Below are 25,521 nucleotides of genomic sequence, written 5' to 3'. Positions count from 1 at the left end.
ACACGCGCGGAAGGACCTCGTCCGGGGTTTGGATCAATTCTATATCACGCGTTATAGTTTTTGCCCACGGAGAATCCATGGGCTTTTTCCAGTCAAGGCGCGCTGTGGCGTCAGGCGGCCTCGACCGCCAGCAGGGAATCCCAGGCCGCCATCGCGCAGCAGCCGATGGCCAGCAACTGCTGGCGGCTGGCGCCGTCGCGGGCCTGGATCGACAGGCCCTGGAGCACGCTGCTGTAGAAACTGGTGAGCGCGTCGAGATCGGCTCCGGCCGGCACGTCGCCGTCGGCCACGCCTCGTGCGAAACGCTCGCGCAGCAGGCGCGCGGCGCGCCGCCGGTGATCGCGCAGGTAGTCTTCGACGCCTTTGTTGGCCGGCGAGAAATTGGTCGTGCTGAGGTCGACCAGGCAACCGCGCGGCTTGCCTTCCGTGGTGTAGCTGACGGCGGCGCTTTCCAGCAGCGCGGCGATCGACTCGCGCGCCGTCGGCAGGGCGAAGGCGCCCTTGGAAAGCTGGCATTCCTGGCTCAGGTAGAGTTCCACCGCCGAACGGAACAGTGCCTCCTTGGAACCATAGGCGGCATACATGCTCGGCGCGCAGATGCCACCCATGGCCTCCTTCAGCGCGGCCATGGTCGCGCCTTCGTAGCCGGCCTCCCAGAACACGTCGAGCGCCCGGCGCAATGCCTGTTCACGATCGAAGCCGCAGGGGCGTCCACGCTTGGCCATGGGAATTCCTGAGAAAAAAACACGTCATATGGTAACACCGGCGAACAGTCGCAAGGCTGGAGGGGGTCGCTTGATCCATCACCGCGCTCGATATACACCATGCAGGCTTTTTACTTCTGCCGGTTCTCCCGCTGGGCAAACATGCTCTCCAAGGGCAGACGCCCACCCTTCCCCAGGAGAACCGATCATGTCCAGCTTCAGCGCCCTCGCCAGCTACTTCGCCGCTTCCGCGTTCTACAGCAATGCAGTGACCCCTACTCGCCCGGTTCAGGCCAGCGCGCCCGCGCCGACCAGCGAGAAGAAATGAGCCCAAGGAGGCATCCATGCTCTCAGCCCGCTCCCGCAAGGCCCCGACCTATGGCGTCACCTATGTGAGCCTCGAGGATTGCACCCTGCACTTCGAGACCGAGTACATCATCGAGCGCCGCGACGGCAGCCTCGCGCACATGCCGATGCGCACGCCGGTCAGTGAGCGCGAAGCCCTGCAACGCCTGATCGAAAGCTGCATCGACGACTGATACCTCCAGTGCCCGTGTGCCGCTCTCAGGAGCGGCCAGCGGCGTTTTCCCAATCCGCCACCAGCGTCCGCAGTCGCGCGTCGCGCAGTTCGAAGAGTTCCAGCAGCCCCAGTGCCCGGATCGCCGGCAGCAGGGCGCGCAGGTCTTCTTCAGCCTGCCGCCGTTGCGCCGCGGGCAGTTCCTCCTCAAGCAGCAGCCGGGCGTTGGCGATGAACGCGCCGACGCTGCCCTTGCGTATCTCCACGCCGCCCAGGCGGATGCGGTCCTGTCGGTCGGGAAGGATGTCTTCGGCTTTCATGGCGTGCTCCAGGCAAGAATGATGAGCCGCCAGGCTACATCCGCAGTCGAATGGCCTATTATCCATCCCGAGCCAATCATCGTCGCTTTTCCGCCAAATGCTTCCGGAACCCCTGCCCGTCCCGCTCTTCGCCCTGCGCATCGACCGCGCAGCCAGCCGCACGGCCTCCCACCGCCATGCCTGCGGCCAGCTCTACTGCCTGGAGCGCGGCCTTCTGGTGGTCGAGGACGAGCATGGCCGCCAGGCCCTGCCTCCGCGCCAGATCGCCTGGATCCCACCGGGTCACCCACACTCGGCGCACTCCCACGGCAGCCTGGCGGGCTGGAGCGCCTACCTCGCCGCCGAACACTGCCGCGACCTGCCCCGGCACCCCGGCGTGCTCGCCTGCTCGGCTTTCGTGGCGCTGATCGTCGAACGCGCCACCCGCTGGCCGACCGGCTCCGCCTGGAGCACCGAACGCGAGAACCTGCTGCGCGTGCTGCTGGACGAACTGCGCCACGCCGTGCCCCAGCGGACCCGCCTGCCCTATCCGGGGGATTCGCGCCTGCGCAGGATCGCCGAGGCATTGCTGGCCAACCCCGGCGATCCGCGGCCGGCGGCCGAATGGGCACGCTGGGCGGGCCTCAGCAGCCGTAGCCTGAGCCGGCTGTTCGGCGCCGAGACCGGTATGAGCTTCGCGCAATGGCGGCAACTGGCGCGACTGCACGCGGCCGTCGAACGGCTGGCAGCGGGCCAGGCGGTCGGGGAGGTCGCCTGGTCGCTCGGCTACGAAAGCCCGAGCAGCTTCGCCAGTGCCTTCCGCGCAGTATTCGGCGAGACGCCGTCCGGCTATTCCAGTCGCGCCAACGAAGCGCTAGCCTGAACCTTCCGCGCCACGAGCCTTTCCCCATGAGCCACGCCAATACGCCCCGCGACTGGGTTCGACGCGCCCCGCAACACGGTGCGGTGGAACGCATCGAGGCTTACTTCGCCGGCCACGGCTACGATCCGCATCGCCACGACACCTATGCCATCGGCCAGACCCTGGCCGGGGTGCAGAGCTTCCGCTATCGCCGCAGCCAGCGCCACAGCCTGCCGGGCGGCTGCCTGGTGCTGCATCCCGACGAGCTGCACGACGGCGAGGCCGGCAGCCAGGAAGGGTTCCGCTACCGGATGCTCTACGTCGAGCCGGCGCTGATCCAGCAGGCCCTCGGCGGCCGGCCGCTGCCGTTCGTGCGCGGGGGCTTGTCCGACGACCCGCGCCTGATCGCCGCCAGCCGGACCCTGCTACAGGCCATGGATACCCCGCTGGAGCCGCTGGAAGAACAGGACGCCCTGTTCGAACTGGCCCACACCCTCGACGCCGTGGCCGGCAACCGGGCGCGCGGCAGGCGCCACTTCGACTTCGTCGCCGCCGAGCGCGCCCGGCAGTACATCCACGCGCACCTGGAGCGCCCGCTGGGCCTCGACGAACTGGCGCAGGTCGCCCAGCGAGAACGCTGGAGCCTGTCGCGCGATTTCCGCGCGCTGTTCGGCACCAGCCCCTACCGCTACCTGATCCAGCGCCGGCTGGACATCGCCCGCCGGCTGATGCTCGGCGGCCAGACGCTGGCCGAAGCCGCGCTTGCCGCCGGTTTCGCCGACCAGAGCCACATGACCCGCCATTTCGGCCAGAGCTACGGCCTGCCGCCGGCACGCTGGCTGCGTATGCTCGGCCGCGCCTAGCCAGGTTGCACGATCATCCAAGACCGCCCGCTCCGTAGCCGCCTACCCTGGCGCCAGAGACCAACCACCGGAGCGCACCGATGTCCACCAGCACAACCCAAGCGATCAACTTCGCCGCCAAGCTCGCCCTGTTCGACGACCGCTGGCAACCCAGGGTGATCGCCCAGATGAACGACTACCAGTTCAAGCTGGTGAAGATCGAAGGCGACTTCGTCTGGCACAGCCACGCCGACACCGACGAGACCTTCATCGTCCTCGCCGGTCGCCTGCGCATCGATTTCCGCGACGGCGCGGTGCACCTGGGCCCCGGCGAGATGTATGTGGTGCCGCGCGGCGTGGAGCACAAGCCGTTCGCCGAGGGCGAGGTGCGCATGCTCCTGGTGGAGCCCTGCGGCGTGCGCAACACCGGCGACCAGGGCGGCGAGCGGACGGCGGTCAACGATCTGTGGATCTGAAACCGCGCCCATGAAAAAGCCCGGCTCGATGGCCGGGCTCTTTCGCTGCGGGTCGTCCTCAATCGGCGACGTGGATCACCACCCGGCCGCGCTTCGGACAGGTTTCCATGTAGCGGTGCGCCTCGACCACCTGGTCGAACTCGAATACCCGGTCGACCACCGGTTTGAGCAGGCGATCGCGGGTCAGTTGCTCGATGTGCGCGAGGGCCTTGCTCACCGACTCGTCGTTGCGTTCCAGGCCCATCTCCGGATGACCGGTGAAATCCATCAGGCAGTGGCGGTAGAACTGCAGGTGCTTCTTGAACGCGGCGCAGGCCGGGAACGCCGACTCGTTGCCGCCGTTGCAGCCATACAGCACCAGCTTGCCGCGGGTGGCGGAGACATCGCCGAGCAGGGTCATCTGCGGACCGCCCAATTCGTCGAGGATGACATTGACGCCCTTGCCCTCGGTGAAGCGCTCGACTTCCAGGACCAGGTCCTGCTCGTCGGTCACCACCACCTTGTCGGCGCCCTGCTCGCGGAGGAACTCGCGCTCCTCGGCGGACTTGGTGGAAGCGATCACCCGCGCGCCGAGAGCCTTGGCCAACTGGATCGAGACCGGCCCGTACATGCGCGCCGCCTCGGTGATCAGCACGGTCTGCCCGGCCTTCAACCCGGCCAGGTCGACCAGGCCGAAATAGGCCACCAGCAGGCCGGTGTAGTAGACGCTGGCCTCCACCGGGGTGAGTACCTCGGGGTAGACCGCCAGGGCCGCGCGCGGCATCAGCACCACGTCGCCATAGGCCGGATAATGATCGGGGGTATGGGCGGGGAAACTGGCCACGCGGGAACCCAGCGGCAGGTCGCCGACGCCGGCGCCGACCGCCAGCACCTCGCCGGCCAGTTCGAAGCCGAGACCGGACGGCAGCGCAGCCTGCTCCGGGGCCAGGTTCTGACGCCAGAGCACATCCTTCCAGCTCACGCCGATCGCCTGGACACGCACCAGGACTTCCCCTGCGGCTGGCGCCGGGGTCGGCAGCTCTTCGCATTTGAGGACCTCTGGCGGGCCAAACTGATGAAAACGGATCACTCGGGACATCGCAAACCTCTGCAGTGCATCACGGGGTGAATAACCTCATGGGTTGTGACTGTATCCGCCCATGCCTGACAAAACCACCCGTCGTTATTGATAATGGCTATGCCTGTCAGTGATCCTATGCCCCTCCGGCACCTCGCCAGGCCCCGCCCCGTCTCGCACGCAAGGCTTGACGGCGAGCCCCCGCGGTTGCAGCCTCTAGCCCCTGGAAACGAGGAACGCCATGAACCGAAACGACCTGCGCCGCGTCGATCTGAACCTGCTGATCGTGTTCGAGACCCTGATGCACGAACGCAGCGTGACCCGCGCCGCAGAGAAACTGTTCCTCGGCCAGCCGGCCATCAGCGCCGCGCTGTCGCGCCTGCGCACGCTGTTCGACGACCCGCTGTTCGTCCGTACCGGACGCAGCATGGAGCCCACCGCGCGAGCCCAGGAAATCTTCGCCCACCTGTCGCCGGCGCTGGATTCCATCTCCACCGCCATGAGTCGCGCCAGCGAGTTCGATCCGGCGACCAGCACCGCGGTGTTCCGCATCGGCCTTTCCGACGACGTCGAGTTCGGCCTGTTGCCGCCCCTGCTCCGCCGCCTGCGCGCGGAGGCGCCGGGGATCGTCCTCGTCGTGCGCCGCGCCAACTATCTATTGATGCCGAACCTGCTGGCCTCGGGGGAGATCTCGGTGGGCGTCAGCTACACCGACGAACTGCCGGCCAACGCCAAGCGCAAGACCGTGCGCCGCAGCAAGCCGAAGATCCTCCGCGCCGACTCCGCGCCCGGCCAGCTGACCCTCGACGACTATTGCGCGCGACCGCACGCGCTGGTGTCCTTCGCCGGCGACCTCAGCGGCTTCGTCGACGAGGAGCTGGAAAAATTCGGCCGCAAGCGCAAGGTGGTCCTGGCGGTGCCGCAGTTCAACGGCCTCGGCACCCTCCTGGCCGGCACCGACATCATCGCCACCGTGCCCGACTACGCCGCCCAGGCGCTGATCGCCGCCGGCGGCCTACGCGCCGAGGACCCACCGTTCGAGACCCGCGCCTTCGAACTGTCGATGGCTTGGCGCGGCGCCCAGGACAACGATCCGGCCGAACGCTGGCTGCGCTCGCGGATCAGCATGTTCATCGGCGATCCGGACAGTCTCTGAGCCCTCCGGCAGCTACCCGCACGAGGCGTCGCAACGGGAAAATCGATCGCGCGCCGCGGGTGTGCGGCTTATTCCATCGAAAGCACTGTCCATAACCATCGACTGTTACAGAAAACGAAAAACCATGTATCACTGTTCGTGATAATCAAAATCTCGTCGTTCGATTAGTTCCCTGCCGGAGCAGCCCGCAGACTTCGCCAATCCCGAAAAACCGACTGGCGGAGTCAAGCATGGAACAGTCATCCCACTTCTCCTGGCGCTACCCCCTCGCACTCGCGGCCGTACTGGTCCTGAGCGCCTGCGGCAAGGCCCCGGAAACCACCCAAGGCATGGCGGCGCCCAAGGTCAGCGTCGCCGAAGTCATCGAACAACCGCTGAACGAGTGGGACGAATTCACCGGCCGCCTGGAGGCCCCGGAGTCGGTGGAGCTGCGCCCGCGGGTGTCGGGCTACATCGACCGCGTGGCCTTCCATGAAGGCGCACTGGTGAAGAAAGGCGACCTGCTGTTCCAGATCGACCCGCGCCCGTTCGAGGCCGAGGTCAAGCGCCTCGAAGCCCAGCTGCAACAGGCCCGCGCGGCCCAGGCGCGGAGCGTCAACGAAGCCCAGCGCGGCGAACGCCTGCGCGCCAGCAACGCGATCTCCGCGGAACTCGCCGACGCCCGCACCACCGCCGCCCAGGAAGCCAAGGCGGCGGTCGCCGCGACCCAGGCGCAACTGGACGCGGCGCGCCTGAACCTGAGCTTCACCCGGATCACCGCGCCGATCGACGGTCGCGTCAGCCGCGCCGAGGTCACCGCCGGCAACCTGGTCAACTCCGGGGAGACCCTGCTCACCACCCTGGTCAGCACCGACAAGGTCTACGCCTACTTCGACGCCGACGAGCGCGTGTTCCTCAAGTACGTCGAGCTGGCCCGCCAGGCCGGTCGCGACACGCGCAGCGAGAGCCCGGTGTACCTCGGCCTGAGCAGCGAGGACGGCAACCCGCACCTGGGCCGGCTGGACTTCCTCGACAACCAGGTCAACCCGCGTACCGGCACCATCCGCGGCCGCGCCGTGTTCGACAACGCCAAGGGCGAGTTCACCCCGGGCCTCTACGTGCGCCTGAAGCTGGTCGGCAGCAAGACCTACGCCGCCACCCTGATCAAGGACGAAGCGGTCGGCACCGACCTGGGCAAGAAGTTCGTGCTGGTCCTGGATGGCGACAACAAGACCGTCTACCGCACCGTCGAGATGGGACCGAAGCTGGAGGGCCTGCGCATCGTCCGCAGCGGCCTGAGCAAGGGCGACCGGATCGTCGTGAATGGCCTGCAGCGGGTCCGCCCGGGCATGCAGGTGGATCCGCAGAAGGTCGAGATGGCCAGCGCCGACACCCTGGCCACCCTCGCGCGCCTGCGGCAGTCGGTCGGCGACAGCGAACCACCGAAGGTGGCGGCGTCCAAGGACAACGCCACTCGCAACGAGCCGCGCGGCTGAGCGCGGCGATAGGAAGAACCGATGAATTTCTCCCAATTCTTCATCCAGCGGCCGATCTTCGCCGCGGTGCTGTCGCTGCTGATCCTGATCGGCGGCGCCATCTCCCTGTTCCAGCTACCCATCAGCGAATACCCGGAAGTGGTGCCGCCGACCGTCGTGGTCCGCGCCAACTTCCCCGGCGCCAACCCGAAAGTCATCGGCGAGACCGTCGCCTCTCCCCTTGAACAGGCGATCACCGGGGTGGAGAACATGCTCTACATGTCCTCCCAGTCGACCTCCGACGGCAAGCTGACCCTGACCATCACCTTCGCCCTCGGCACCGACCTGGACAACGCCCAGGTGCAGGTGCAGAACCGCGTCACCCGGACCGAGCCGAAGCTCCCGGAAGAAGTGACCCGGCTCGGCATCACCGTCGACAAGGCCTCGCCCGACCTGACCATGGTCGTGCACCTGACCTCGCCGGATAACCGCTACGACATGCTCTACCTGTCGAACTACGCGGTGCTCAACGTGAAGGACGAACTGGCCCGCCTCGACGGCGTCGGCGACGTCCAGTTGTTCGGCCTCGGTGACTATTCGCTGCGCGTCTGGCTGGATCCGAACAAGGTCGCCTCGCGCAACCTCACCGCCACCGACGTGGTCAACGCCATCCGCGAGCAGAACCGCCAGGTCGCCGCCGGCACCCTGGGCGCGCCGCCGGCGCCGAGCGACACCAGCTTCCAGTTGTCGATCAACACCCAGGGTCGCCTGGTCACCGAGGAAGAGTTCGAGAACATCATCATCCGCGCCGGCGCCAACGGCGAGATCACCCGTCTGCGCGACATCGCCCGGGTCGAGCTGGGCTCCAACCAGTACGCCCTGCGTTCGCTGCTGAACAACAAGCCGGCGGTGGCGATCCCGATCTTCCAGCGTCCCGGCTCGAACGCCATCGAGATCTCCAACCTGGTGCGGGAGAAGATGGCCGAGCTGAAGCACAGCTTCCCGCAGGGCATGGACTACTCCATCGTCTACGACCCGACCATCTTCGTCCGCGGCTCCATCGAGGCGGTGGTGCACACCCTGTTCGAAGCCCTGGTGCTGGTGGTGCTGGTGGTGATCCTGTTCCTGCAGACCTGGCGCGCCTCGATCATCCCGCTGGCCGCGGTGCCGGTGTCGCTGATCGGCACCTTCGCGGTGATGCACATGCTCGGCTTCTCGCTCAACGCGCTGTCGCTGTTCGGCCTGGTGCTGGCCATCGGCATCGTGGTGGACGACGCCATCGTGGTGGTGGAGAACGTCGAGCGCAACATCGGCCTCGGCCTCAAGCCGGTGGAAGCCACCAAGCGTGCCATGCGCGAGGTGACCGGGCCGATCATCGCCACGGCGCTGGTGCTCTGCGCGGTGTTCATCCCGACCGCGTTCATCTCCGGCCTCACCGGGCAGTTCTACCGCCAGTTCGCCCTGACCATCGCGATCTCCACGGTGATCTCGGCGTTCAACTCGCTGACCCTGTCGCCAGCGCTGGCGGCGGTCCTGCTCAAGGGCCACCACGAGCCGAAGGACCGCTTCTCGGTGTTCCTCGACAAGCTCCTCGGCAGTTGGCTGTTCCGTCCGTTCAACCGTTTCTTCGACCGCGCCAGCCATGGCTACGTCGGCACGGTGAACCGGGTCCTGCGCGGCAGTTCGATCGCCCTGCTGGTCTACGGCGGACTGATGGTGCTGACCTACTTCGGCTTCTCCAGCACGCCGACCGGTTTCGTCCCGCAGCAGGACAAGCAGTACCTGGTGGCCTTCGCCCAGTTGCCCGACGCGGCCAGCCTGGACCGTACCGAGGCGGTGATCAAGCAGATGTCCGAGATCGCCCTGGCGCAGCCCGGCGTGGCGGACTCGGTGGCCTTCCCCGGCCTGTCGATCAACGGCTTCACCAACAGCCCGAACAGCGGCATCGTGTTCACCCCGTTGAAGCCGTTCGACGAGCGCAAGGACCCGAGCCAGTCGGCCGGGGCCATCGCCGCCGCGCTGAACGCCAAGTACGCCGACATCCAGGACGCCTACATCGCGATCTTCCCGCCGCCGCCGGTACAGGGGCTGGGGACCATCGGCGGCTTCCGCCTGCAGATCGAGGACCGTGGCAACCAGGGCTACGAGGAGCTGTTCAAGCAGACCCAGAACATCATCACCAAGGCCCGTGCGCTGCCTGAGCTGGAACCCAGCTCGGTGTTCTCCAGCTACCAGGTCAACGTGCCGCAGATCGACGCCGACATCGACCGCGAGAAGGCCAAGACCCACGGCGTGGCGATCAGCGACATCTTCGACACCCTGCAGGTCTACCTCGGCTCGCTGTACGCGAACGACTTCAACCGCTTCGGCCGTACCTATCAGGTCAACGTCCAGGCCGAGCAGCAGTTCCGCCTCGAACCCGAGCAGATCGGCCAGTTGAAGGTGCGCAACAACCTCGGCGAGATGGTCCCGCTGGCGTCCTTCATCAAGGTCAGCGACACCTCCGGTCCGGACCGTGTGATGCACTACAACGGCTTCATCACCGCCGAACTCAACGGCGCCCCGGCCGCGGGCTACAGCTCCGGCCAGGCGCAGGCGGCGATCGAGAAGCTGCTGAAGGAGGAACTGCCCAACGGCATGACCTACGAGTGGACCGAGCTGACCTACCAGCAGATCCTCGCCGGCAATACCGCGCTGTTCGTCTTCCCGCTTTGCGTGCTGCTGGCCTTCCTCGTGCTGGCCGCCCAGTACGAGAGCTGGAGCCTGCCGCTGGCGGTGATCCTGATCGTGCCGATGACCCTGCTGTCGGCGATCACCGGGGTGATCCTGGCCGGCAGCGACAACAACATCTTTACCCAGATCGGCCTGATCGTTCTGGTGGGGCTGGCGTGCAAGAACGCGATCCTGATCGTCGAGTTCGCCAAGGACAAGCAGGAGGAAGGCATGGACCGCGTCGCCGCGGTGCTGGAAGCCTGCCGCCTGCGCCTGCGGCCGATCCTGATGACGTCCATCGCCTTCATCATGGGCGTGGTGCCGCTGGTGATCTCCACCGGCGCCGGCGCCGAGATGCGCCATGCGATGGGCGTGGCGGTGTTCTCCGGGATGATCGGGGTGACCTTCTTCGGCCTGCTGCTGACGCCGGTGTTCTACGTCCTCATCCGCCGCTTCGTGGAGAACCGCGAAGCGCGCCGCGCCGCCAACGACAAAGGCCTGCCAGAGGTGCATGCATGATTCACGCGCAGTCGATCCGGAGCGGGCTCGCGTCCGCCCTGGGTCTGTTCAGTCTGCTGGCGCTCAGCGCCTGCACGGTGGGTCCGGACTACCGGACCCCCGACACCGCGGCGGCGAAGATCGACGCCACGGCGAGCAAGCCCTACGACCGCAGCCGCTTCGAAAGCCTGTGGTGGAAACAGTTCGACGATCCGACCCTGAACCAGTTGGTCGAACAGTCGCTGAGCGGCAACCGCGACCTGCGCGTGGCCTTCGCCCGCCTGCGCGCCGCCCGCGCCCTGCGCGACGACGTGGCCAACGATCGCTTCCCGGTGGTCACCAGCCGCGCCAGCGCCGACATCGGCAAGGGCCAGCAACCGGGAGTGACCGAGGACCGGGTCAACAGCGAGCGCTACGACCTTGGCCTGGATAGCGCCTGGGAGCTTGACCTGTTCGGGCGCATCCGCCGTCAGCTGGAGTCCAGCGACGCCCTCAGCGAAGCGGCCGAGGCCGACCTGCAGCAACTGCAGGTCAGCCTGATCGCCGAGCTGGTGGACGCCTACGGCCAACTGCGCGGCGCGCAACTGCGCGAGAAGATTGCCCTGAGCAACCTGGAGAACCAGAAGGAGTCGCGCCAGCTCACCGAGCAACTGCGCGACGCCGGGGTCGGTGCCGAACTCGACGTACTGCGCGCCGATGCGCGCCTGGCGGCCACCGCCGCCAGCGTGCCGCAACTGCAGGCGGAAGCCGAGCGCGCCAGGCACCGTATCGCCACCCTCCTCGGCCAACGGCCGGAAGAGTTGACAGTGGACCTTTCGCCGCGCGACCTGCCGGCGATCACCAAGGCCCTGCCGATCGGCGATCCCGGCGAACTGCTGCGCCGCCGGCCGGACATCCGCGCCGCCGAACGGCGCCTGGCCGCCAGCACCGCCGACGTCGGCGTGGCCACCGCCGACCTGTTCCCGCGGGTCAGCCTCAGCGGCTTCCTCGGCTTCACCGCCGGGCGGGGCTCGCAGATCGGCTCAAGCGCCGCCCGCGCCTGGAGCGTCGGCCCGAGCATCAGTTGGGCCGCCTTCGACCTCGGCAGCGTGCGTGCCCGCCTGCGCGGCGCCAAGGCCGACGCCGACGCCGCGCTGGCCAGCTACGAACAGCAGGTGTTGCTGGCCCTGGAAGAATCGGCGAATGCCTTCAGCGACTATGGCAAGCGCCAGGAGCGCCTGGTCTCGCTGGTCCGCCAGTCGGAAGCCAGCCGCGCCGCCGCGCAACAGGCGGCGATCCGCTACCGCGAAGGCACCACCGATTTCCTGGTGCTGCTGGACGCCGAACGCGAGCAACTCTCCGCCGAAGATGCCCAGGCCCAGGCCGAGGTCGAGCTGTACCGCGGCATCGTGGCGATCTACCGCTCCCTCGGCGGTGGCTGGCAACCCAGCGCCTGAACCGGCTATCCCCCGGCCGATGGAAATCGGCCACTCCAGCCCCGCGATTGCAGCTCCTGGTCGCGGGGCTTTTTTATGCGCAGCGCGGGGGCTCGGTCGAGCCCCACGTCGTTTCTCGGCGATGGCGTAGAGGCTCGGCGGCCATTGCCGCGGGCTATTCCCGCCGCTCCGGCTGCGCGGAGTGGATATACAGGGTGTAGGTATCCGCCGGCCGGGGCGCGCCCGCCAGGTCGAGGGCATGACCGATGGCGCCGCGATGGTAGGTGCCATGGTTGACGATATGGAAGAGGATCTCCTGGCGCGTCATGCCGCCGTCGCGGCCATCGGCGAAGCGGAAGCGCAGCCATTCGCCGCGACGCTCCAGCGGCAGCTCGGCGACATAGCCGGCGAACCAGGCGGCCGAATCCTCCAGCCGGCGACGCAGGACGTCGTAGCCAGGCACCACCTCGCTGTTGGTCTGTTGGTGGGGCGCCGGCTCGCCCAGCAGGCGCGCCCTGAACAGTTCCTCGACGATCGCCATGTGATTGAGCTGTTGCAAGGCGAAGGCCAGCGAGGCCGGGAACGCATCGGCGTCGATCCGGGCGATGGCATCGAGGGTGCGGCGGTCGGACCAGGCCTTGTAGTTGAAGGACTCGACCAGCAGGTCGACTTGCAGGGTGGGTCGGGACATGTGGCGGGCTTCCGTGTCCATTCGCTGAGGGAGCCGGATCATAGCCCGGAGACAGCGCTCAGCGCTCGCCCTGCAACCCTTCCAGGCGTGCATCGCAGAGGTCGCGCAGGCGGTCGCGGAGGGTGCGCCCGGCGCTGTCCAGCTCGGGCCGCGCGTAGAGCGCCAGCTCCAGGCCAGCGATGGGCGGGAAGCCGGCCTGCGCGCCAAGCAGGCGATGCTCGGGCCCGACGCAGCCCAGCGGCAGCAGGCTGACCCCCAGTCCGGCGCCGACCGCGGCCACCAGGCTGGCCAGGCTGGCGCTGGAATAGCCGATGCGCCAGCGACGCCCGATGCTCTCCAGGGCATGGATCATCTCCTGGCGATACAGCGCGCCGACCGGGAACACCACCAGCGGCACCGGCTCCTCCGGCGAACCCTCGCCGAACGGCCGCGTGGCGCTGCCGAACCAGCCCAGCGGCTCGGCCCAGCGTGCATGGCAGTCGCTGTCGGCCCCCCACTGCTTGACCAGCAGCAGGTCCAGCTCGCCGCTGCGATAGAGGCGCAGCAGGTGATGGCTGAGACCGCTCTCGACCTCCAGGCGCAGTCGCGGACGCTCTTCGGTGAAGCGCGTCAGCACCGGCATCAGCACTTCGCCGGCGAGGTCTTCCGGCACGCCGAGGCGCAGCACGCCGTCGCCATGGGCCGGGCTGAGGGCCTCGCTGGCCTCGTCCGAGAGCCGCAGCAGGCGCCGCGCGTAGCCAAGCAGACGCTCGCCTTCCTCGGTCGGCAAAACCTGCCGCTGGCTGCGGTCGAGCAGGCGGCAACCGAGGTTCTGTTCGAGGCGGATGACCTGCTGGCTGACGGTGGACTGGGTCAGGTGCAGGTGTTCGCCGGCGCGGGTGAAGTTGCCGGTGTCGACAACGCTGACGAAGGTACGGAGCAGGACCAGATCGAGCATGCACACTCCCACTGAAAGGCATTACATCATTTAATTTCAGCATACATGACATCGACGCCATACTTTTCGCCAACGCCTATCGGAGCCCATCGACATGTCCCTGGCCAATCTATGCAGGAGCGGAGCCATGCTGGTCTGCGCAGCATTCAGCGGAGGCGCCGGCGCGAGCGACGCCGGAGCATTGCTCGAAGCCGCGCGTCGCGGCGATACCGCGCAGGTCGCCAGCCTGCTCGAACGCAAGGTCGAGGTCGACGCGCCCAGCGCCGACGGTAGCACCCCGCTGCTGCTGGCCACCGCCAACGACCACCTGGCGGTGGCGCGCCAGTTGATCGAGGCCGGCGCCGACGTCAACCGGCAGAACAGCCGGCTCGACAGCCCGTATCTGCTGGCCGGCGCCGAGGGCCGCCTGGAAATCCTGCGCCTGACCCTGCTCCACGGCGCCGACCTGAAGAGTACCAACCGCTATGGCGGCACCGCGCTGATCCCGGCCTGCGAACGCGGCCATGTGGAAGTGGTGAAGACGCTGCTGCAAGCCGGGGTCGATCCCAACCATGTCAACAAGCTCGGCTGGACCGGGCTGCTCGAGGCGATCCTGCTGAGTGACGGTGGTCCGCGCCACCAGGAGATCGTGCGCCTGCTGATCGACGCCGGCGCCGACGTCAACCTGGCCGATGCCGACGGCGTCAGCCCGCTGGCCCACGCCCGCCAGCGCGGCCAGGGCGGGATCGAGCGGCTGCTGCTGGCCGCCGGCGCCCAATGAAAGCGAAGGAGAAAGACATGTCCGATGAAATCTTCATGCGCGAGGCCATCGCCCTCGCCCGCGCCAACGTCGAGGCCGGCGGCCGCCCGTTCGGCGCCGTGCTGGTGCGCGACGGGCGGGTCCTGGCCCGCGGCGTCAACCAGATCCACGAGACCCACGATCCCAGCGCCCACGCCGAACTGCAGGCGATCCGCCAGGCCAGTCAGGCGCTCGGCAGCCCGCGTCTGGACGGTTGTGTGATCTACGCCAGCGGCCATCCCTGCCCGATGTGTCTGGCCGCCATGCATCTCTGCGGCATCCAGGCGGCCTGGTTCGCCTATTCCAACGAGGACGGCGAACCGTTCGGCCTGTCCACGGCCACGCTCTACGCCGAGATGGCGCGCCCGCCACAGCGGCAAAGCCTGCCGCTACGCGCCCTGCGTCCTGCCGGCGAAGAGGGTCTGTACCGGCAATGGCGGCAACGCCAGGCATGAGCGCGCGAATCCCTTCCGGCGGCCAGGCCGCCACCGGCGTCGGCGCGGCGGAGGTCAGTTGGGTCGGCCTGCTGGTGATCTTCTGCCTCGGCATCAACCTGCGACCGATCCTCACCGGCATCGGCCCGCTGCTCGAGGAAATCACCGCCGGCACCGGTCTCGGCTTCCAGGGCGCGTCGCTGCTGACGGTGTTGCCGGTGCTCTGCATGGGCCTGGTGGCGCTGTTGCTGCCCTGGCTCGGGCGCTGGCTGGCCGAGCACCGCGGCATCGTCTGCGGACTGCTGGCCATCGCCGCAGCCTGCCTCTGGCGCCTGGAACTGGATAGCGGGCTGGCGCTGATCGCCAGCGCCGCGCTGGCCGGCAGCGGCGTGGCGATCATCCAGGCGCTGGTACCGGGCGTGGTCAAGCGCTGGTTCCCGAGGCGGGTCCCGGCGGCGATGGGCCTCTACTCGGCCTCGCTGATGGCCGGCGGCGGAACCGCGGCGGTGCTCAGCCCGCGGATCGCCGAACACTTCTCCAACTGGCAGGCCGGCCTCGGCGCCTGGGCCGTACCGGCCCTGCTGGCGCTGCTGCTGTGGATGTTCGCGCGGCCAAGGGAGGTGCTGCCGAGCGCTGGCGAGGGGCCGGTCCCGCACTTCTTCGGCAATCGCCGTGGCTGGCTGCTGGCGGTGTATTTCGGGCTGATCAACGGCGGCTACACCAGCATGGTGGCCTGGTTGCCGGTGTACTACCGCCAGCTCGGCTGGAGCGCCCAGGACAGCGGCGGGCTGGTCGGGATCATGACCATCTTCCAGGTGCTCGCCGCGCTCAGCGTGCCGCTGCTGATTCGCCGCCGCCTCGACCGCCGGCCCTGGCTGCTGGCCGCGCTGCTGGTCCAGCTCGGCGGCTTCTGCGGCCTGCTGCTGATGCCGCTACAGCACGCGGCACTGTGGGTGGCGTTGATCGGCTACGGCCTGGGCGCCTGCTTCGCCCTCAGCCTGACCCTGACCCTCGACCACCTCCACGAGCCGCGTGCGGCGGGAAGCCTGGCGGCCTTCGTGCAAGGCATCGGCTTCATCATCACCGGCATCGTGCCCTACCTGACCGGCTGGCTGCGCGACGCCACCGGCAGCTTCCAGGCCTCCTGGCTGCTGCTCGCGGCGAGCGTGGTGGCGATGTTGCTGGTGACCCTGCGCTTCGCCCCGTCCGGCTATGCCCGGGCCATGGGCGAGACGCGCGACTGAGCGGCGGACCTCCGCGCCCGCCATTGCAGGCGCGGGTGGCGCTTCAGTAATGGGTGGCGATATAGATGCGGTAGCTGATGATGGCCAGCATGCAGATCACCCCGACCCACATGAGGAACAGGCCGAACGGCGTGTCGCGCTTGGTGAAACCCGTGCCGATGAAGAGCATGCCCAGCACGATGATTGCGAAAGTGACGCCGTAGGAATCCATGTTTACCCTCGTTGGCCGCGTTCCTGACATACTTGTCAGTCTAGCTCCAAGCCCGCTAGAACTGCGTTGATATTTATCAGCCTGCGGTCAATTTCGGACAAATTCATCGAACTTGAGGAAACGCCTGGCTGCGAGCGGCAAGGTCGCGCAAGATCGCCTGGATCTCGCCGAAGTCCGGCCGCTCGCTCACCCGTGGCAGCGCGCAACGTCGCTGCAACTCGACCAGCACCGCACGTAGCGAGGCCTGCCCCGGCGGCGCCTCGCTGCGCTCGAGCAACTCTTCCAGCAGGCAGGCGAAGGCACGTACTTCCAGGCGCCGCAGGGCGCCGGCGAGCACGGCGTCGTCCGGGAGAAAGGACGCGGCGCCGAAATCGCCCAGCAGGCAGGCGCCATCCTCGCGCCAGAGGATGTTATGCGCATAGAAGTCGCCATGGCTGATGCCGCGTCCATGCAGATGGGCCATCAACGCGGCGAGCGAGGCCGCCAGGCGCAGCGCCGTGGCCAGCTCGAAGCGCAGTCCCGGCGGATAGACGTCGCGGGTACAGGACTCCAGGCTCGGCGGCCCCGCCAGGTTGCGATAGGCGTCGTCGAGCAGCTCCAGCACCAGCCCGTCGCGCCCTTGCGGATGCCCGGCGAGCTGGCCGAGCACCTCGATCAATTGCGCATGGCGCCCCGCCGCCAGGCAGGCGGCCATCTCGCTGGCGGGGGTGCCATCGCTGGTCACTTCGCCCTTGAACAGCTTCAGCGCCACCGTGCGCGTCGAACCGTCCGGCTGGTGCCAGCCGGCGCGATGGATGACCCCGGAGGCTCCTTCGCCGATCAAACCGTCCAGGCTCAGCTCGCTCCAGTCCAGCGCAGCGATGCCGCTGTCGGCCAGCGCCGGCAGACGGCACAACGGGTTGCCGGCGTAGGCCAGCCAGGCCAGGCGCGGCAGCGTCGCCAGCCAGGCCGGCAGGCGCTGGAAACGGTTGGCGGCGATCCGCAGCAGTTCCAGGCCTTCGCAAGCGGCCATGCTCTCGGGCAAGGCCTCCAGGCGGTTGCCGGCCAGCATCAGCTTCTGCAACGGCCGGCGGCCCAGTTCCTCGGGCAGCGTGGCAATCCGGTTGTCGGTGAGGATCAGCCAGCGCAGCGCTGGCGGCAGGGCCGCGGCCGGCACCCGCTCGATGCGGTTGGACTTGAAGCCGACCATGCTCAGCGCCGGACAGTCCCCCACCGCCGCCGGCAATTCGTCGAAGTCGTTGGCGGAACAGAACAGCACCTTGAGACGATGCAGCCGCCCGAGGTCGTCCGGCAGGCTGTCCAGGGCGTTGCCGCTGAGGTTGAGCACCTCCAGGGAGTCGGCCAGCTCGAAGATTTCCCGGGGGAACTCGCGCAGGCCGCAGGACAGGTCCAGGCGCGTGGCGCCGGCCAGTTCGCCGCTGCGCAGTTGCTGCAAGGTGTGCATGGTTCGACGGACTCCGGCCAGGGCGGATGGAAAGCCGCGCATGATAGCCAAGGCGTTGCGGAACGCGCACCCTCGCCGTGCTAGAGTGGCCGCCCCGAATCGACAGGACCACAGAGAATGGAACTCTCCCCCGCCGAACGCCAACTCCTGCTGGCCCATCGCCTGGCCGTGTTCGACGGCTGCGTGGTGTACGACGCCCAACCGCCGGTGTCCGCCGAACACGTCCAGCGTCTTGCCGAAGGCCTGGCCGGACCGATTCCAGAAGACCTGCTGCGCCTCTGGCGCACCTGTTTCGGCGGGCGCCTCGGCTATGACCTGGAAGTCGACTACGACGGCCACCGCCACCCGTTCTCTTTCAGCGAACTGTTCTATCCGGACAGCGACGGCTACCACGACCTCTGGGGCTGGATCGAACACGAGCTCGAGCTGGCGGCGGAAGCCGCGGCAGAAGAAGGCCGCGACTGGAACGGCAAGCTGGCCTACCTGCCGTTCGGTGGCTTCGAGTACCTGGAGCGGCTCTACGTCTGCGTCGAACCCGGCCCCGAGCATGGCGCGGTAATCGCCTGGAGCCACGGCCTGCCGCCGGCCTGGGCCGGACGCCTGCACCAGGATTCGGTGACGCGCCTGGCCGACGATGTCGGCGGGCTGTTCCGCCTGTTGTCCTTCGAACAGGATCCGTTCGATGCCGAGAACGCCTGCGGCGTGGCCGACGAGCTACTGGAAGCGCTGGACGCCCTGGAGGCCGCCGGGGAGCCCGGCAAGGCGCTGAAGGGCCGCCTGGAAGTCCTGCTGCGCCAGCGCATCCTCGACTGGCGGCCGGCCCTCGCCGACGGCAGCCTGGCCGCCGAGCCAAGGCTGCGTCAACTGGCCCTGGCCGAAGCTGCGCAAGACGGCGACATCGACCTGCTGCAACGCCTGCGCGATGCCGGCTGCGACTTCGCCGAAACCTTGCGCGGACGCGGCGGTGTGCTGGAGGCCTGCCTCGCCCGCGGGCGCCTGGAGGCCGCCAGATGGCTGCTCGACCAGGGCGTCGCGGTGCACCAGGACAGCCTGCAGATTGGCGCCGCGCACCTCGATGCGCTCCTGGCCGAACGCCTGTTGCGGCTCGGCGCGATCTCCGACCCGAATACGGTGCTCCTCGCCCTGCAATACGGCGACGCCGACGCCGCGCGGATCATGGCGCGACCGCTGCTTGAGGAGTCGCCGTCGCGGGCCAGCGCCCTGCGCCTGGCCCTCGCCAGCCGCGCCGAGCGCGAGCGCAGCGACGCCAGGCGGGTCAGGTCGGGAAAGATGGGCAGCAACCGCAGTCCCGACGACTACCTGGCCCTGGCCGAGCGCCTGGAGCGCTTCCTCGCCGAGCTGCCTGGCTGAGGCTCAACCCTCCGGTCCCTGCACCTCGATGAAGGAACCGTCGGCCAGCCGCTCGAACGCCCGTCCCGGCGGCGCGTCGAGCAGCGGCAGGATGCTGTCGTCGGCGTTCAGCACCGAGCCCAGGCTGACGTAGGCGGTGGTCCCGGCGGTATTCATGTAGTCGTCCGACTCGTCGCCGGCCATCAGCCGCCAGCCGCTGTCGTTTTCCTCTTCCGGCGCCTCGCGGTAGAGGTAGCCGACCGCCTTCCCCTCGTCTATCACCCGGCGCGTCACGAAGCAGCGCCGGGCATAGCGCGAGATCGGCGTTTCCCGCGGGTCGTGCTCGGTGTTGATGATGTGCCGCGCCTCGAAGACGATGCGCTCGCCCAGCGACAGGTCGCGGATGTATTGCGGATAGTTGTCCAGGCGGCCGCTGAAGGCGCCATCCGCCTCGATGCCCTCGACCGTCACCCAGAGACGCTCGGCGCGCGGCGCATCGGGGTTGTCGGTATCGAAGGCGAAGATCAGCTTGACGCTTTCCCCGGCGGCGACCCGGTCGATGGTCTCCGCGTCCGGTTTGTAGAAGGTGTAGGGATGGCGGACAGCGATCGCACTGGCGTCCACCAAGGTCCACGAGGCCATGTCGACTCCCGCTTGGCTGGCTACGCGGCGCCCGTAGCCTGGGCTGCCACGGGCACGCCGGTGCCCGGGCGGCATGGGTGGAATGGCGTGGCCGAGGTTCGGGTCGCGGCGCCCACCGGCAGGTCGAAGCCATGCCCGGCCAGGAACCGCCCTTCGGCCCGCCTACCCAGAGGAAAGTAGCAGCGCCGCCGCGCAGCCGCCAGCAACGGGCTGTCGCAGAGCGCCGCCCCGGACGGGGCGGCGGCGCGCCTTCAGAGGACTTGCAGCGGGTATTCGACGATCAGGCGGACTTCGTCGAGGTCCGACTCGAAGCTGTCGGAGCGCACGGTGGCCTGGCGCACGCGGAACGCCAGGTCCTTGGCCGCGCCACCCTGCACCACGTACTTGACCTCCACGTCGCGTTCCCAGCGGCCCTGGTTGGTCAGCGGGTTGCCGTTGGCGTCGGTGCGCATGTAGACGCTGTTGGCATTCGAATAATCGGCGTCCCAGCCCTTGCCATAGCGGGTCATGAAGCTCAGCCCCGGCACGCCGAAGGCGGCCATGTCGAGGTCGTAGCGGAGCATCAGCGAGCGTTCCTTGGGCGAGTTGAAGTCGCTGTACTGGATCGAGTTGTCCAGGTAGATGGAGTCGGTCTGGCGCAGGTAGTCGAAGTCGTCGTCGCCGTTGTTGCGCTGGTACGACAGCAGCACCTGGTGCGGACCGTAGGCGAAGCCGCCGCGCACGCTCCAGATGTCGTTGTCGAGTTCGCCCATCACCTGCCTGCCCTGGTCCTTGACCTTGTAGTAGTTGGCGCCGCCGAGCAGGGACAGCTTGTCGTCCAGCGGATAGTTGAAGCTGGTGCCGGCGTAGTACTGGTCCCAGGCGTCCTTCTGGCGGCTGCCGTAGAGGCTGACGCTCCAGTGCTCGGTGGCCTGGTAGTCGCCGCCGGCGTAGGCGACCCACGGCGAGTCGATGCGCCGGCCGGTGTAGAAGCTGTAGAAGTCGTCGCTGCCGCTGGTGCTGTTCGGCTGGGTCATCGAGTTCAGCTTGCCGGCCTGCAGGGTCAGGCCCTTCGCCAGGCTGTCGTTGACCAGGGTGAAGCCACGGAAGCTGGAGGGGAACAGCCGGCTGTTGCCGTACTGGATCACCGGGGTTTCCGGGAACACGTCGCCGACCCGCAGCACGGTGCCGTACCAGCGCAGCTTGACCGCGCCGCCGGCTCGCGAATAGTCGTCCTGCGGCCGCCCCTGGTCGTCATAGGGCAGCAGGTCGACGCTACCGCCGGCGCCGGAACGCCCGCCGCCGCTGTCCAGGCGCACGCCGAGCTGGGCGAAGGCGTCGATGCCGACGCCCAGCGTGCCCTGGGTGAAGCCCGAGGAAAAGTTGGCCATGAAGCCCTGCACCCACTCCTCGGTGTAGCCGCCGCCCGCCGGGCTCGATTGGCCCTTGCGGAAGTCGCGGTTGAAGTAGAAGTTGCGCAGCAGCAGGTTGACCTCGCTGCCCTCGATGAAACCTTCCTTGCTCCGCTCGGCGTTCTCCTCGGCGACGGCCGAGGCCATCAGTCCGGCGCCCAGCAGCAGTGGAAGCGTCCACAGTCGTTTCTTTCCATCCCCTTGCATGGCGATTGCTCCAGATCGGTTCATGTCTGTTTTTCTTCTGCGGCCATGCCTTGCGGCGCTGGCTGTGCGTGAACTTCTGGTCGATCGCGCCCCCGCGCAGTCCTGCCGCAACCGGCATTGACCGTGGGGCTGATTCTGGAACCGGGGAAATGACGCAGACATGAGGCGGGGATTACTTTTCCGCAATCTTAACTCGCACTTAATGCGCTTCGCGCAGACTCCTCCGCCATGCAACGGAGCATCGCCGAAGTTATCGGAAACGTAATTTTCCACTCACCCTCGGGTAATCCGTCCGCTCTTACTCTTTGCTCAAACGGGACGAATACCTCGCCCCGGCGACGAGCCAACCCGAGAGGTTTGCCATGAAGATCATCCCGATGCTGCTGGCCGCCCTGCTGGCGACCGGCGCCGCTACTGCCCAGGCCCAGGACGGCAGCGAACGCTCCTGGCAGTACAACGCCGAATTCCGCGCCGCGCAGAAAGAACTGCGCGAAAAGCGCCTGCAGAAGCAACAACTGGAAGCGCAAGCGCAGAAGACCGACCGCAGCAAATGCGCCGAGCGCAAGAACGGCAACGGCTGAGCAGCCTTTCACCGAGCAATACACTTGTCCTTTTTGGGTTGCTCCTTTGGACAAGTCCTGAGGCGCCAGTCATGGCGCCTTTTTTTATCCGCCGTCGCGCCTGGCGGAAGAAGGCGGCATGGTCGCCAGCGACCAGCCGCCCTCCCCGTTTCCCACCTTACTCCTGCAATGCCCGCGGCCGCTGGCTGCGGCGCTCGGCGGCGGGTGCCGGGCTGGCCTGGAGCTGGAAGTCGAAATCCAGTTCGGCGAAGCGTCCGCCCTCCACGCCGCGGTCGCGGGCCGCGGCGGGGTCGTCGTTGAAGCGCAGGTCGCCGATCAGCCCATCGCGGGTGGCATAGGCGAAGTCGTCCCACAGGTAGCGGTCGCCCGCCAGGTTGATCTGGGTGGTCAGGTGGCGATGGCCGGGCGCCGAGACGAAGAAGTGAATGTGCGCCGGCCGCTGGCCGTGGCGGCCGAGGCGGTCGAGCAGTTCCTGGGTCGGGCCGTCGCTCGGGCAACCGTAGCCGGACGGCACGATACTGCGCGCACGGTAGCGGCCGTCGGCGTCGGTGCGGATGCGCCGGCGCAGGTTGTATTCGGACTGGCTGCTGTCGAAGTAGGAATAGGTGCCTTGGGTATTGGCATGCCAGACATCGACGATGGCCCCGGCCAGCGGCTGGCCGTCGGGACCGCTGACGCGGCCCTGGAGGAACATCACGGTGCCGGCGTCGCGGCCGTCGTCCATCCGTGCCTCGCTATCGCTCAGCGGCGCGCCGGCGACGTACAGCGGCCCTTCGATGGTGCGCGGCGTGCCGCCGGTGAGGCCGGCCTCGGCGTCCTGGGCGTCGAGCAGCAGGTCCAGGTAATGCTCCAGGCCCAGCCCGGCGGCCAGCAGGCCGGCTTCCTGGCGGCTGCCCAGGCGGTTCAGGTAGTCCACCGCTTTCCAGAATTCGTCGGGCGTGACCTGCATCTCTTCGATCAGCTTCGCCGTGTCGTCGAGGATGCGCCGCACCAGGGCCTTGGTGCGCGGATCGCCGCGTTCGTTGAGCTGGCCGCTGGCCTCTTCGAAGAAGCGCTGGACATCGGCAGTCTGGGAAATCTTCACGGTCATGGCGTTTGCCTCTGCTTGTTGTTGTCGGGCGTGGGAAGGGAATCTCAGCGGTCGTCGGCATGGATCGACGAGGGATGCCGGCAAAGCCCGTCGATCTCGATGTCCATGTAGGGAAACAGCGGCAGCCGGGTCAGGGTGTCGTGCAGTGCCTCGACGCTGGGCAGGTCGAACAGGCTGTAGTTGGCGTAGTGCCCGGCGATCCGCCAGAGGTGCCGCCAGCTGCCCTCGCGCTGGAGGCGCTGGGCCATTTCCTTCTCCTCGGCCTTGAGCCGCTCGGCCTGTTGCGGGTCCATGTCGACGGGCAACTTCACGGTCATCTTCACGTGGAACAGCATCGGTCGTTTCTCCTCTGTCTGCGGGACGGCTTCAGCGCCGGCGGAAGCGCGCCAGGCGCTCCTCGTCGAGCGCCAGGCCGAGACCCGGCGCACGCGGCACGTGCAAGTGGAAATCCTGGTAGCGCGGCGACTCGAGGAGGATGTCCTCGGTCAGCAGCAACGGGCCGAACAGTTCGCTGTGCCAGGCCAGGCGGTCGAGGGTGACGAAGGCGTGGGCGGCGGCCAGGGTGCCGATGCCGCCCTCGAGCATGGTCCCGCCGTACAGGCCGATCCCGGCCGCCTCGGCGATCGCCGCGCTACGCAGCACCGCGCGCGGTCCGCCGTTCTTGGCGATCTTCAGGGCGAACACCGGGGCGGCGCCCTCGCGAGCCAGATGGAAGGCATCCTCGACGCTCTCGATGGCCTCGTCGGCCATGATCGGCGCGCCGCCGCGGCTGCTCAGGCGCGCCAGGCCGACGCGGTTGTGGCGGGCGATGGGCTGTTCGATCAGGGCGATGCCGTTGTCGCCGAGCGTCGCGCAGGCACGCTGGGCAACGCCTTCGTCCCAGGCCTGGTTGACGTCCACCCGCACGCTGGCGCGCTCGCCGAGGGCGCGCTTGATGGCGATCGCGTGGGCCACGTCGGCATCCACCTCACCGGCGCCGATCTTCAGCTTGAAATGCCGGTGGCGGCGCAGGTCGAGCATCCGCTCGGCTTCCTCGATGTCGCGGCCGGTGTCGCCGCTGGCCAGGGTCCAGGCCACCTCCAGGCTGTCGTGCAGGCGGCCGCCGAGCAGTTCGCTGACGGCCAGGCCGAGGCGCTTGCCATGGGCGTCGAGCAAGGCGGTCTCGACCGCCGAGCGGGCGAAGGTGTTGCCCCTGATGTGTCGGTCCAGGCGCTGCATCGCGGCATTCACGTTGTCCGCCGGCTGGCCCAGCAGCAACGGGGCGAAATGCGCGTCGAGATTGCTCTTGATGCTCTCCGGGCTCTCGCTGCCGTAGGCCAGGCCACCGATGGTGGTGGCTTCGCCGAGGCCCTCGATGCCGTCGCTGCAACGCAGGCGGAGGATCACCAGGGTCTGCCGGTTCATGGTGTGCATGGCCAGCTTGTGCGGGCGGATGGTCGGCAGGTCGACGATGATCGACTCGAGGCTTTGGATCACGGCTTGGCTCATTCTCGGGGGTCCACCAGGGTTGCGGTCGGGTTTTCGACGGTTCGCCGCTCAAGGCTCGCTCGATACCGAGCGGGTTTCGCCGTCGTTTCGGCCAAGCATCCATCGCCTTCTTCACTGGGGTCCAATATCATCTCCCTCTCGAACCATACCCTGGAGGTATCATGGAGCTTCGTCACCTGCGCTACTTCCAGGCGCTGGCCCGGACCCTCAACTTCACCCGCGCCGCCGAGCAGTTGCACATCGCCCAGCCACCGCTGAGCCGGCAGATCCAGCAACTCGAGGAAATGCTCGGGGTGGCCCTGCTGGAGCGCGGCCGGCCGCTGCGCCTGACCGAAGCCGGGCGCTTCTTCCACGAACAGAGCGCGACGCTCCTGGACCAACTGGAAAGCATCTGCGACAGCACCCGGCGGATCGGCCAGGGCCAGCGCCAGTGGTTCGGCATCGGCTTCGTGCCCTCGGCGCTGTATGGCGTGCTGCCGGAGCTGATCCGCCACCTGCGCGGCGACCCGGAGCTGGAGCTGGGCCTGCTGGAGATGACCACCCTGCAACAGGTCGAGGCGCTGAAGAGCGGGCGTATCGACATCGGTTTCGGACGCATCCGCATCGACGACCCGGCGATCCGCCAGAGCGTGCTCAGCGAAGAGCCGCTGGTCGCCGCCCTGCCCGCCGGGCACCCGTTGCTCGGCCAGCCGCTGAGCCTGGAGCGCCTGTCGCGCGAGCCGTTCGTGCTCTACCCCGGCCAGCCGCGGCCGAGCTACGCCGACCACGTGCTGGCGCTGTTCGCCACCCACGGCCTGAGCCTGCGCGTGACGCAATGGGCCAACGAGATGCAGACCGCCATCGGCCTGGTCGCCGCCGGACTCGGCGCGACCCTGGTGCCGGCCTCGGTGCAGTTGCAGCACCGCGACGACGTCGCCTACCAGGCCCTGGCCGACGCCTCCCTGACCTCGCCGATCATCGTCAGCCGGCGCCAGGGCGACGGCTCCCCGCACCTGCGGCGCTGCCTGGCGCTGATCGGCCGCGAGGACGCCTGAACGCCCT

The 25,521-nt window shown here is 68.2% G+C and carries 27 protein-coding genes; 15 read left to right on the top strand and 12 right to left on the bottom strand.

All coding sequences use genetic code 11. The annotated features are described in order from the left end of the window. Positions 1 to 110: 110 nt before the first annotated feature. Positions 111 to 725, bottom strand: coding sequence for a TetR/AcrR family transcriptional regulator (locus ACM0M4_RS14530; protein ID WP_108202097.1), 615 nt, complete (start codon positions 723 to 725; stop codon positions 111 to 113). Between the two features lie 187 nt (positions 726 to 912). Here ACM0M4_RS14530 and ACM0M4_RS14525 point away from each other — a divergent pair, with 187 nt between their 5' ends. Both ACM0M4_RS14525 and ptrC read left to right on the top strand, forming a co-directional pair. Continuing rightward, on the top strand, positions 913 to 1,032 hold the full coding sequence (locus ACM0M4_RS14525; protein WP_003089810.1) for a PA2485 family small membrane protein: 120 nt from the start codon (positions 913 to 915) through the stop codon (positions 1,030 to 1,032). Between the two features lie 16 nt (positions 1,033 to 1,048). After that, on the top strand, positions 1,049 to 1,243 hold the full coding sequence (ptrC, locus tag ACM0M4_RS14520; RefSeq protein ID WP_003089814.1) for a type III secretion system co-regulatory protein PtrC: 195 nt from the start codon (positions 1,049 to 1,051) through the stop codon (positions 1,241 to 1,243). A gap of 25 nt (positions 1,244 to 1,268) precedes the next feature. Here the strand turns inward: ptrC and ACM0M4_RS14515 are convergent, their stop codons facing one another. Then, complete coding sequence (locus ACM0M4_RS14515) at positions 1,269 to 1,541, bottom strand: hypothetical protein (RefSeq protein WP_003089816.1); 273 nt, start codon at positions 1,539 to 1,541, stop codon at positions 1,269 to 1,271. A gap of 97 nt (positions 1,542 to 1,638) precedes the next feature. On the opposite strand from ACM0M4_RS14515, the gene ACM0M4_RS14510 reads away from it, so the two are divergent. From ACM0M4_RS14510 to ACM0M4_RS14500, 3 genes are all read left to right on the top strand, one after another. Further along, a complete protein-coding gene (locus ACM0M4_RS14510; RefSeq protein WP_015648905.1) occupies positions 1,639 to 2,403 on the top strand; it encodes an AraC family transcriptional regulator in 765 nt (254 codons plus the stop codon). A gap of 26 nt (positions 2,404 to 2,429) precedes the next feature. Further along, entirely contained in the window at positions 2,430 to 3,245 is an 816-nt protein-coding gene (locus tag ACM0M4_RS14505; protein WP_115288776.1) for an AraC family transcriptional regulator, read from the top strand. 80 nt (positions 3,246 to 3,325) lie between these two features. Further along, positions 3,326 to 3,700, top strand: coding sequence for a cupin domain-containing protein (locus ACM0M4_RS14500; protein ID WP_003089825.1), 375 nt, complete (start codon positions 3,326 to 3,328; stop codon positions 3,698 to 3,700). A gap of 58 nt (positions 3,701 to 3,758) precedes the next feature. Here ACM0M4_RS14500 and mexS read toward each other — a convergent pair whose 3' ends face one another. After that, on the bottom strand, positions 3,759 to 4,778 hold the full coding sequence (gene mexS / locus ACM0M4_RS14495; protein ID WP_003103552.1) for an oxidoreductase MexS: 1,020 nt from the start codon (positions 4,776 to 4,778) through the stop codon (positions 3,759 to 3,761). A gap of 220 nt (positions 4,779 to 4,998) precedes the next feature. Here mexS and mexT point away from each other — a divergent pair, with 220 nt between their 5' ends. From mexT to oprN, 4 genes are all read left to right on the top strand, one after another. After that, a complete protein-coding gene (gene mexT, locus ACM0M4_RS14490; RefSeq protein ID WP_003089829.1) occupies positions 4,999 to 5,913 on the top strand; it encodes a multidrug efflux system transcriptional regulator MexT in 915 nt (304 codons plus the stop codon). 230 nt (positions 5,914 to 6,143) lie between these two features. Continuing rightward, entirely contained in the window at positions 6,144 to 7,388 is a 1,245-nt protein-coding gene (mexE, locus tag ACM0M4_RS14485; protein ID WP_003103549.1) for a multidrug efflux RND transporter periplasmic adaptor subunit MexE, read from the top strand. Positions 7,389 to 7,409: 21 nt separating this feature from the next. Beyond that, a complete protein-coding gene (gene mexF, locus ACM0M4_RS14480; RefSeq protein ID WP_003089834.1) occupies positions 7,410 to 10,598 on the top strand; it encodes a multidrug efflux RND transporter permease subunit MexF in 3,189 nt (1,062 codons plus the stop codon). Continuing rightward, positions 10,595 to 12,013, top strand: a complete 1,419-nt coding sequence (gene oprN / locus ACM0M4_RS14475) for a multidrug efflux RND transporter outer membrane subunit OprN (protein ID WP_003113303.1) — start codon at positions 10,595 to 10,597, stop codon at positions 12,011 to 12,013. Before mexF ends, oprN begins: the two co-directional genes overlap by 4 nt. A 154-nt stretch (positions 12,014 to 12,167) precedes the next feature. On the opposite strand, the gene ACM0M4_RS14470 is transcribed toward oprN, so the two are convergent. Beyond that, positions 12,168 to 12,683: a DinB family protein gene (locus ACM0M4_RS14470; protein ID WP_003451388.1), complete on the bottom strand. Its 516-nt coding sequence runs from the start codon at positions 12,681 to 12,683 to the stop codon at positions 12,168 to 12,170. A gap of 58 nt (positions 12,684 to 12,741) precedes the next feature. Then, positions 12,742 to 13,620 (bottom strand): LysR substrate-binding domain-containing protein, encoded by an 879-nt coding sequence (locus tag ACM0M4_RS14465; RefSeq protein WP_003122653.1) that lies wholly within the window; start codon positions 13,618 to 13,620, stop codon positions 12,742 to 12,744. 127 nt (positions 13,621 to 13,747) lie between these two features. Here ACM0M4_RS14465 and ACM0M4_RS14460 point away from each other — a divergent pair, with 127 nt between their 5' ends. The 3 genes from ACM0M4_RS14460 to ACM0M4_RS14450 are packed head-to-tail and all read left to right on the top strand — an operon-like array spanning position 13,748 to position 16,076. Further along, positions 13,748 to 14,380, top strand: a complete 633-nt coding sequence (locus tag ACM0M4_RS14460) for an ankyrin repeat domain-containing protein (protein WP_003109549.1) — start codon at positions 13,748 to 13,750, stop codon at positions 14,378 to 14,380. Positions 14,381 to 14,397: 17 nt separating this feature from the next. Next, a complete protein-coding gene (locus tag ACM0M4_RS14455; RefSeq protein WP_003122651.1) occupies positions 14,398 to 14,853 on the top strand; it encodes a nucleoside deaminase in 456 nt (151 codons plus the stop codon). Then, positions 14,850 to 16,076 (top strand): CynX/NimT family MFS transporter, encoded by a 1,227-nt coding sequence (locus ACM0M4_RS14450; RefSeq protein WP_054376151.1) that lies wholly within the window; start codon positions 14,850 to 14,852, stop codon positions 16,074 to 16,076. Before ACM0M4_RS14455 ends, ACM0M4_RS14450 begins: the two co-directional genes overlap by 4 nt. Before the next feature lie 43 nt (positions 16,077 to 16,119). Here the strand turns inward: ACM0M4_RS14450 and ACM0M4_RS14445 are convergent, their stop codons facing one another. Both ACM0M4_RS14445 and ACM0M4_RS14440 read right to left on the bottom strand, forming a co-directional pair. Beyond that, the gene (locus tag ACM0M4_RS14445; protein ID WP_003089849.1) at positions 16,120 to 16,287 is read right to left on the bottom strand and encodes a hypothetical protein; all 168 of its coding nucleotides are present in this window, start codon (positions 16,285 to 16,287) and stop codon (positions 16,120 to 16,122) included. Between the two features lie 103 nt (positions 16,288 to 16,390). Next, positions 16,391 to 17,731 (bottom strand): leucine-rich repeat-containing protein kinase family protein, encoded by a 1,341-nt coding sequence (locus ACM0M4_RS14440; RefSeq protein WP_003116871.1) that lies wholly within the window; start codon positions 17,729 to 17,731, stop codon positions 16,391 to 16,393. Positions 17,732 to 17,848: 117 nt separating this feature from the next. Between ACM0M4_RS14440 and ACM0M4_RS14435 the strand changes: the two genes are divergently transcribed. Continuing rightward, the gene (locus ACM0M4_RS14435; RefSeq protein ID WP_058164583.1) at positions 17,849 to 19,102 is read left to right on the top strand and encodes an SMI1/KNR4 family protein; all 1,254 of its coding nucleotides are present in this window, start codon (positions 17,849 to 17,851) and stop codon (positions 19,100 to 19,102) included. 3 nt (positions 19,103 to 19,105) lie between these two features. Here the strand turns inward: ACM0M4_RS14435 and ACM0M4_RS14430 are convergent, their stop codons facing one another. Both ACM0M4_RS14430 and ACM0M4_RS14425 read right to left on the bottom strand, forming a co-directional pair. Further along, a complete protein-coding gene (locus tag ACM0M4_RS14430) occupies positions 19,106 to 19,723 on the bottom strand; it encodes an immunity protein Imm33 domain-containing protein (protein ID WP_003089860.1) in 618 nt (205 codons plus the stop codon). 251 nt (positions 19,724 to 19,974) lie between these two features. Next, a complete protein-coding gene (locus ACM0M4_RS14425; protein WP_003109544.1) occupies positions 19,975 to 21,321 on the bottom strand; it encodes an OprD family porin in 1,347 nt (448 codons plus the stop codon). A 362-nt stretch (positions 21,322 to 21,683) separates the two neighbouring features. On the opposite strand from ACM0M4_RS14425, the gene ACM0M4_RS14420 reads away from it, so the two are divergent. Continuing rightward, a complete protein-coding gene (locus ACM0M4_RS14420; RefSeq protein WP_003089862.1) occupies positions 21,684 to 21,902 on the top strand; it encodes a hypothetical protein in 219 nt (72 codons plus the stop codon). A gap of 157 nt (positions 21,903 to 22,059) precedes the next feature. Here ACM0M4_RS14420 and catA read toward each other — a convergent pair whose 3' ends face one another. The 3 genes from catA to ACM0M4_RS14405 are packed head-to-tail and all read right to left on the bottom strand — an operon-like array spanning position 22,060 to position 24,480. Then, on the bottom strand, positions 22,060 to 22,992 hold the full coding sequence (gene catA / locus ACM0M4_RS14415) for a catechol 1,2-dioxygenase (protein ID WP_221345552.1): 933 nt from the start codon (positions 22,990 to 22,992) through the stop codon (positions 22,060 to 22,062). A gap of 44 nt (positions 22,993 to 23,036) precedes the next feature. Then, positions 23,037 to 23,327 (bottom strand): muconolactone Delta-isomerase, encoded by a 291-nt coding sequence (gene catC, locus ACM0M4_RS14410; protein ID WP_003089864.1) that lies wholly within the window; start codon positions 23,325 to 23,327, stop codon positions 23,037 to 23,039. A gap of 31 nt (positions 23,328 to 23,358) precedes the next feature. Continuing rightward, on the bottom strand, positions 23,359 to 24,480 hold the full coding sequence (locus tag ACM0M4_RS14405; RefSeq protein WP_003120080.1) for a muconate cycloisomerase family protein: 1,122 nt from the start codon (positions 24,478 to 24,480) through the stop codon (positions 23,359 to 23,361). A 161-nt stretch (positions 24,481 to 24,641) separates the two neighbouring features. Here ACM0M4_RS14405 and ACM0M4_RS14400 point away from each other — a divergent pair, with 161 nt between their 5' ends. Further along, positions 24,642 to 25,514: a LysR family transcriptional regulator gene (locus ACM0M4_RS14400; RefSeq protein ID WP_003089870.1), complete on the top strand. Its 873-nt coding sequence runs from the start codon at positions 24,642 to 24,644 to the stop codon at positions 25,512 to 25,514. Positions 25,515 to 25,521 lie beyond the last annotated feature (7 nt).

Origin of the sequence: Pseudomonas sp. 18-147, from assembly GCF_051048045.1 — a bacterium.
GTDB lineage: Bacteria > Pseudomonadota > Gammaproteobacteria > Pseudomonadales > Pseudomonadaceae > Pseudomonas > Pseudomonas aeruginosa.
Note: the sequence above shows the minus strand (reverse complement) of the source record. Positions and strands in the feature narration are given on the sequence as shown.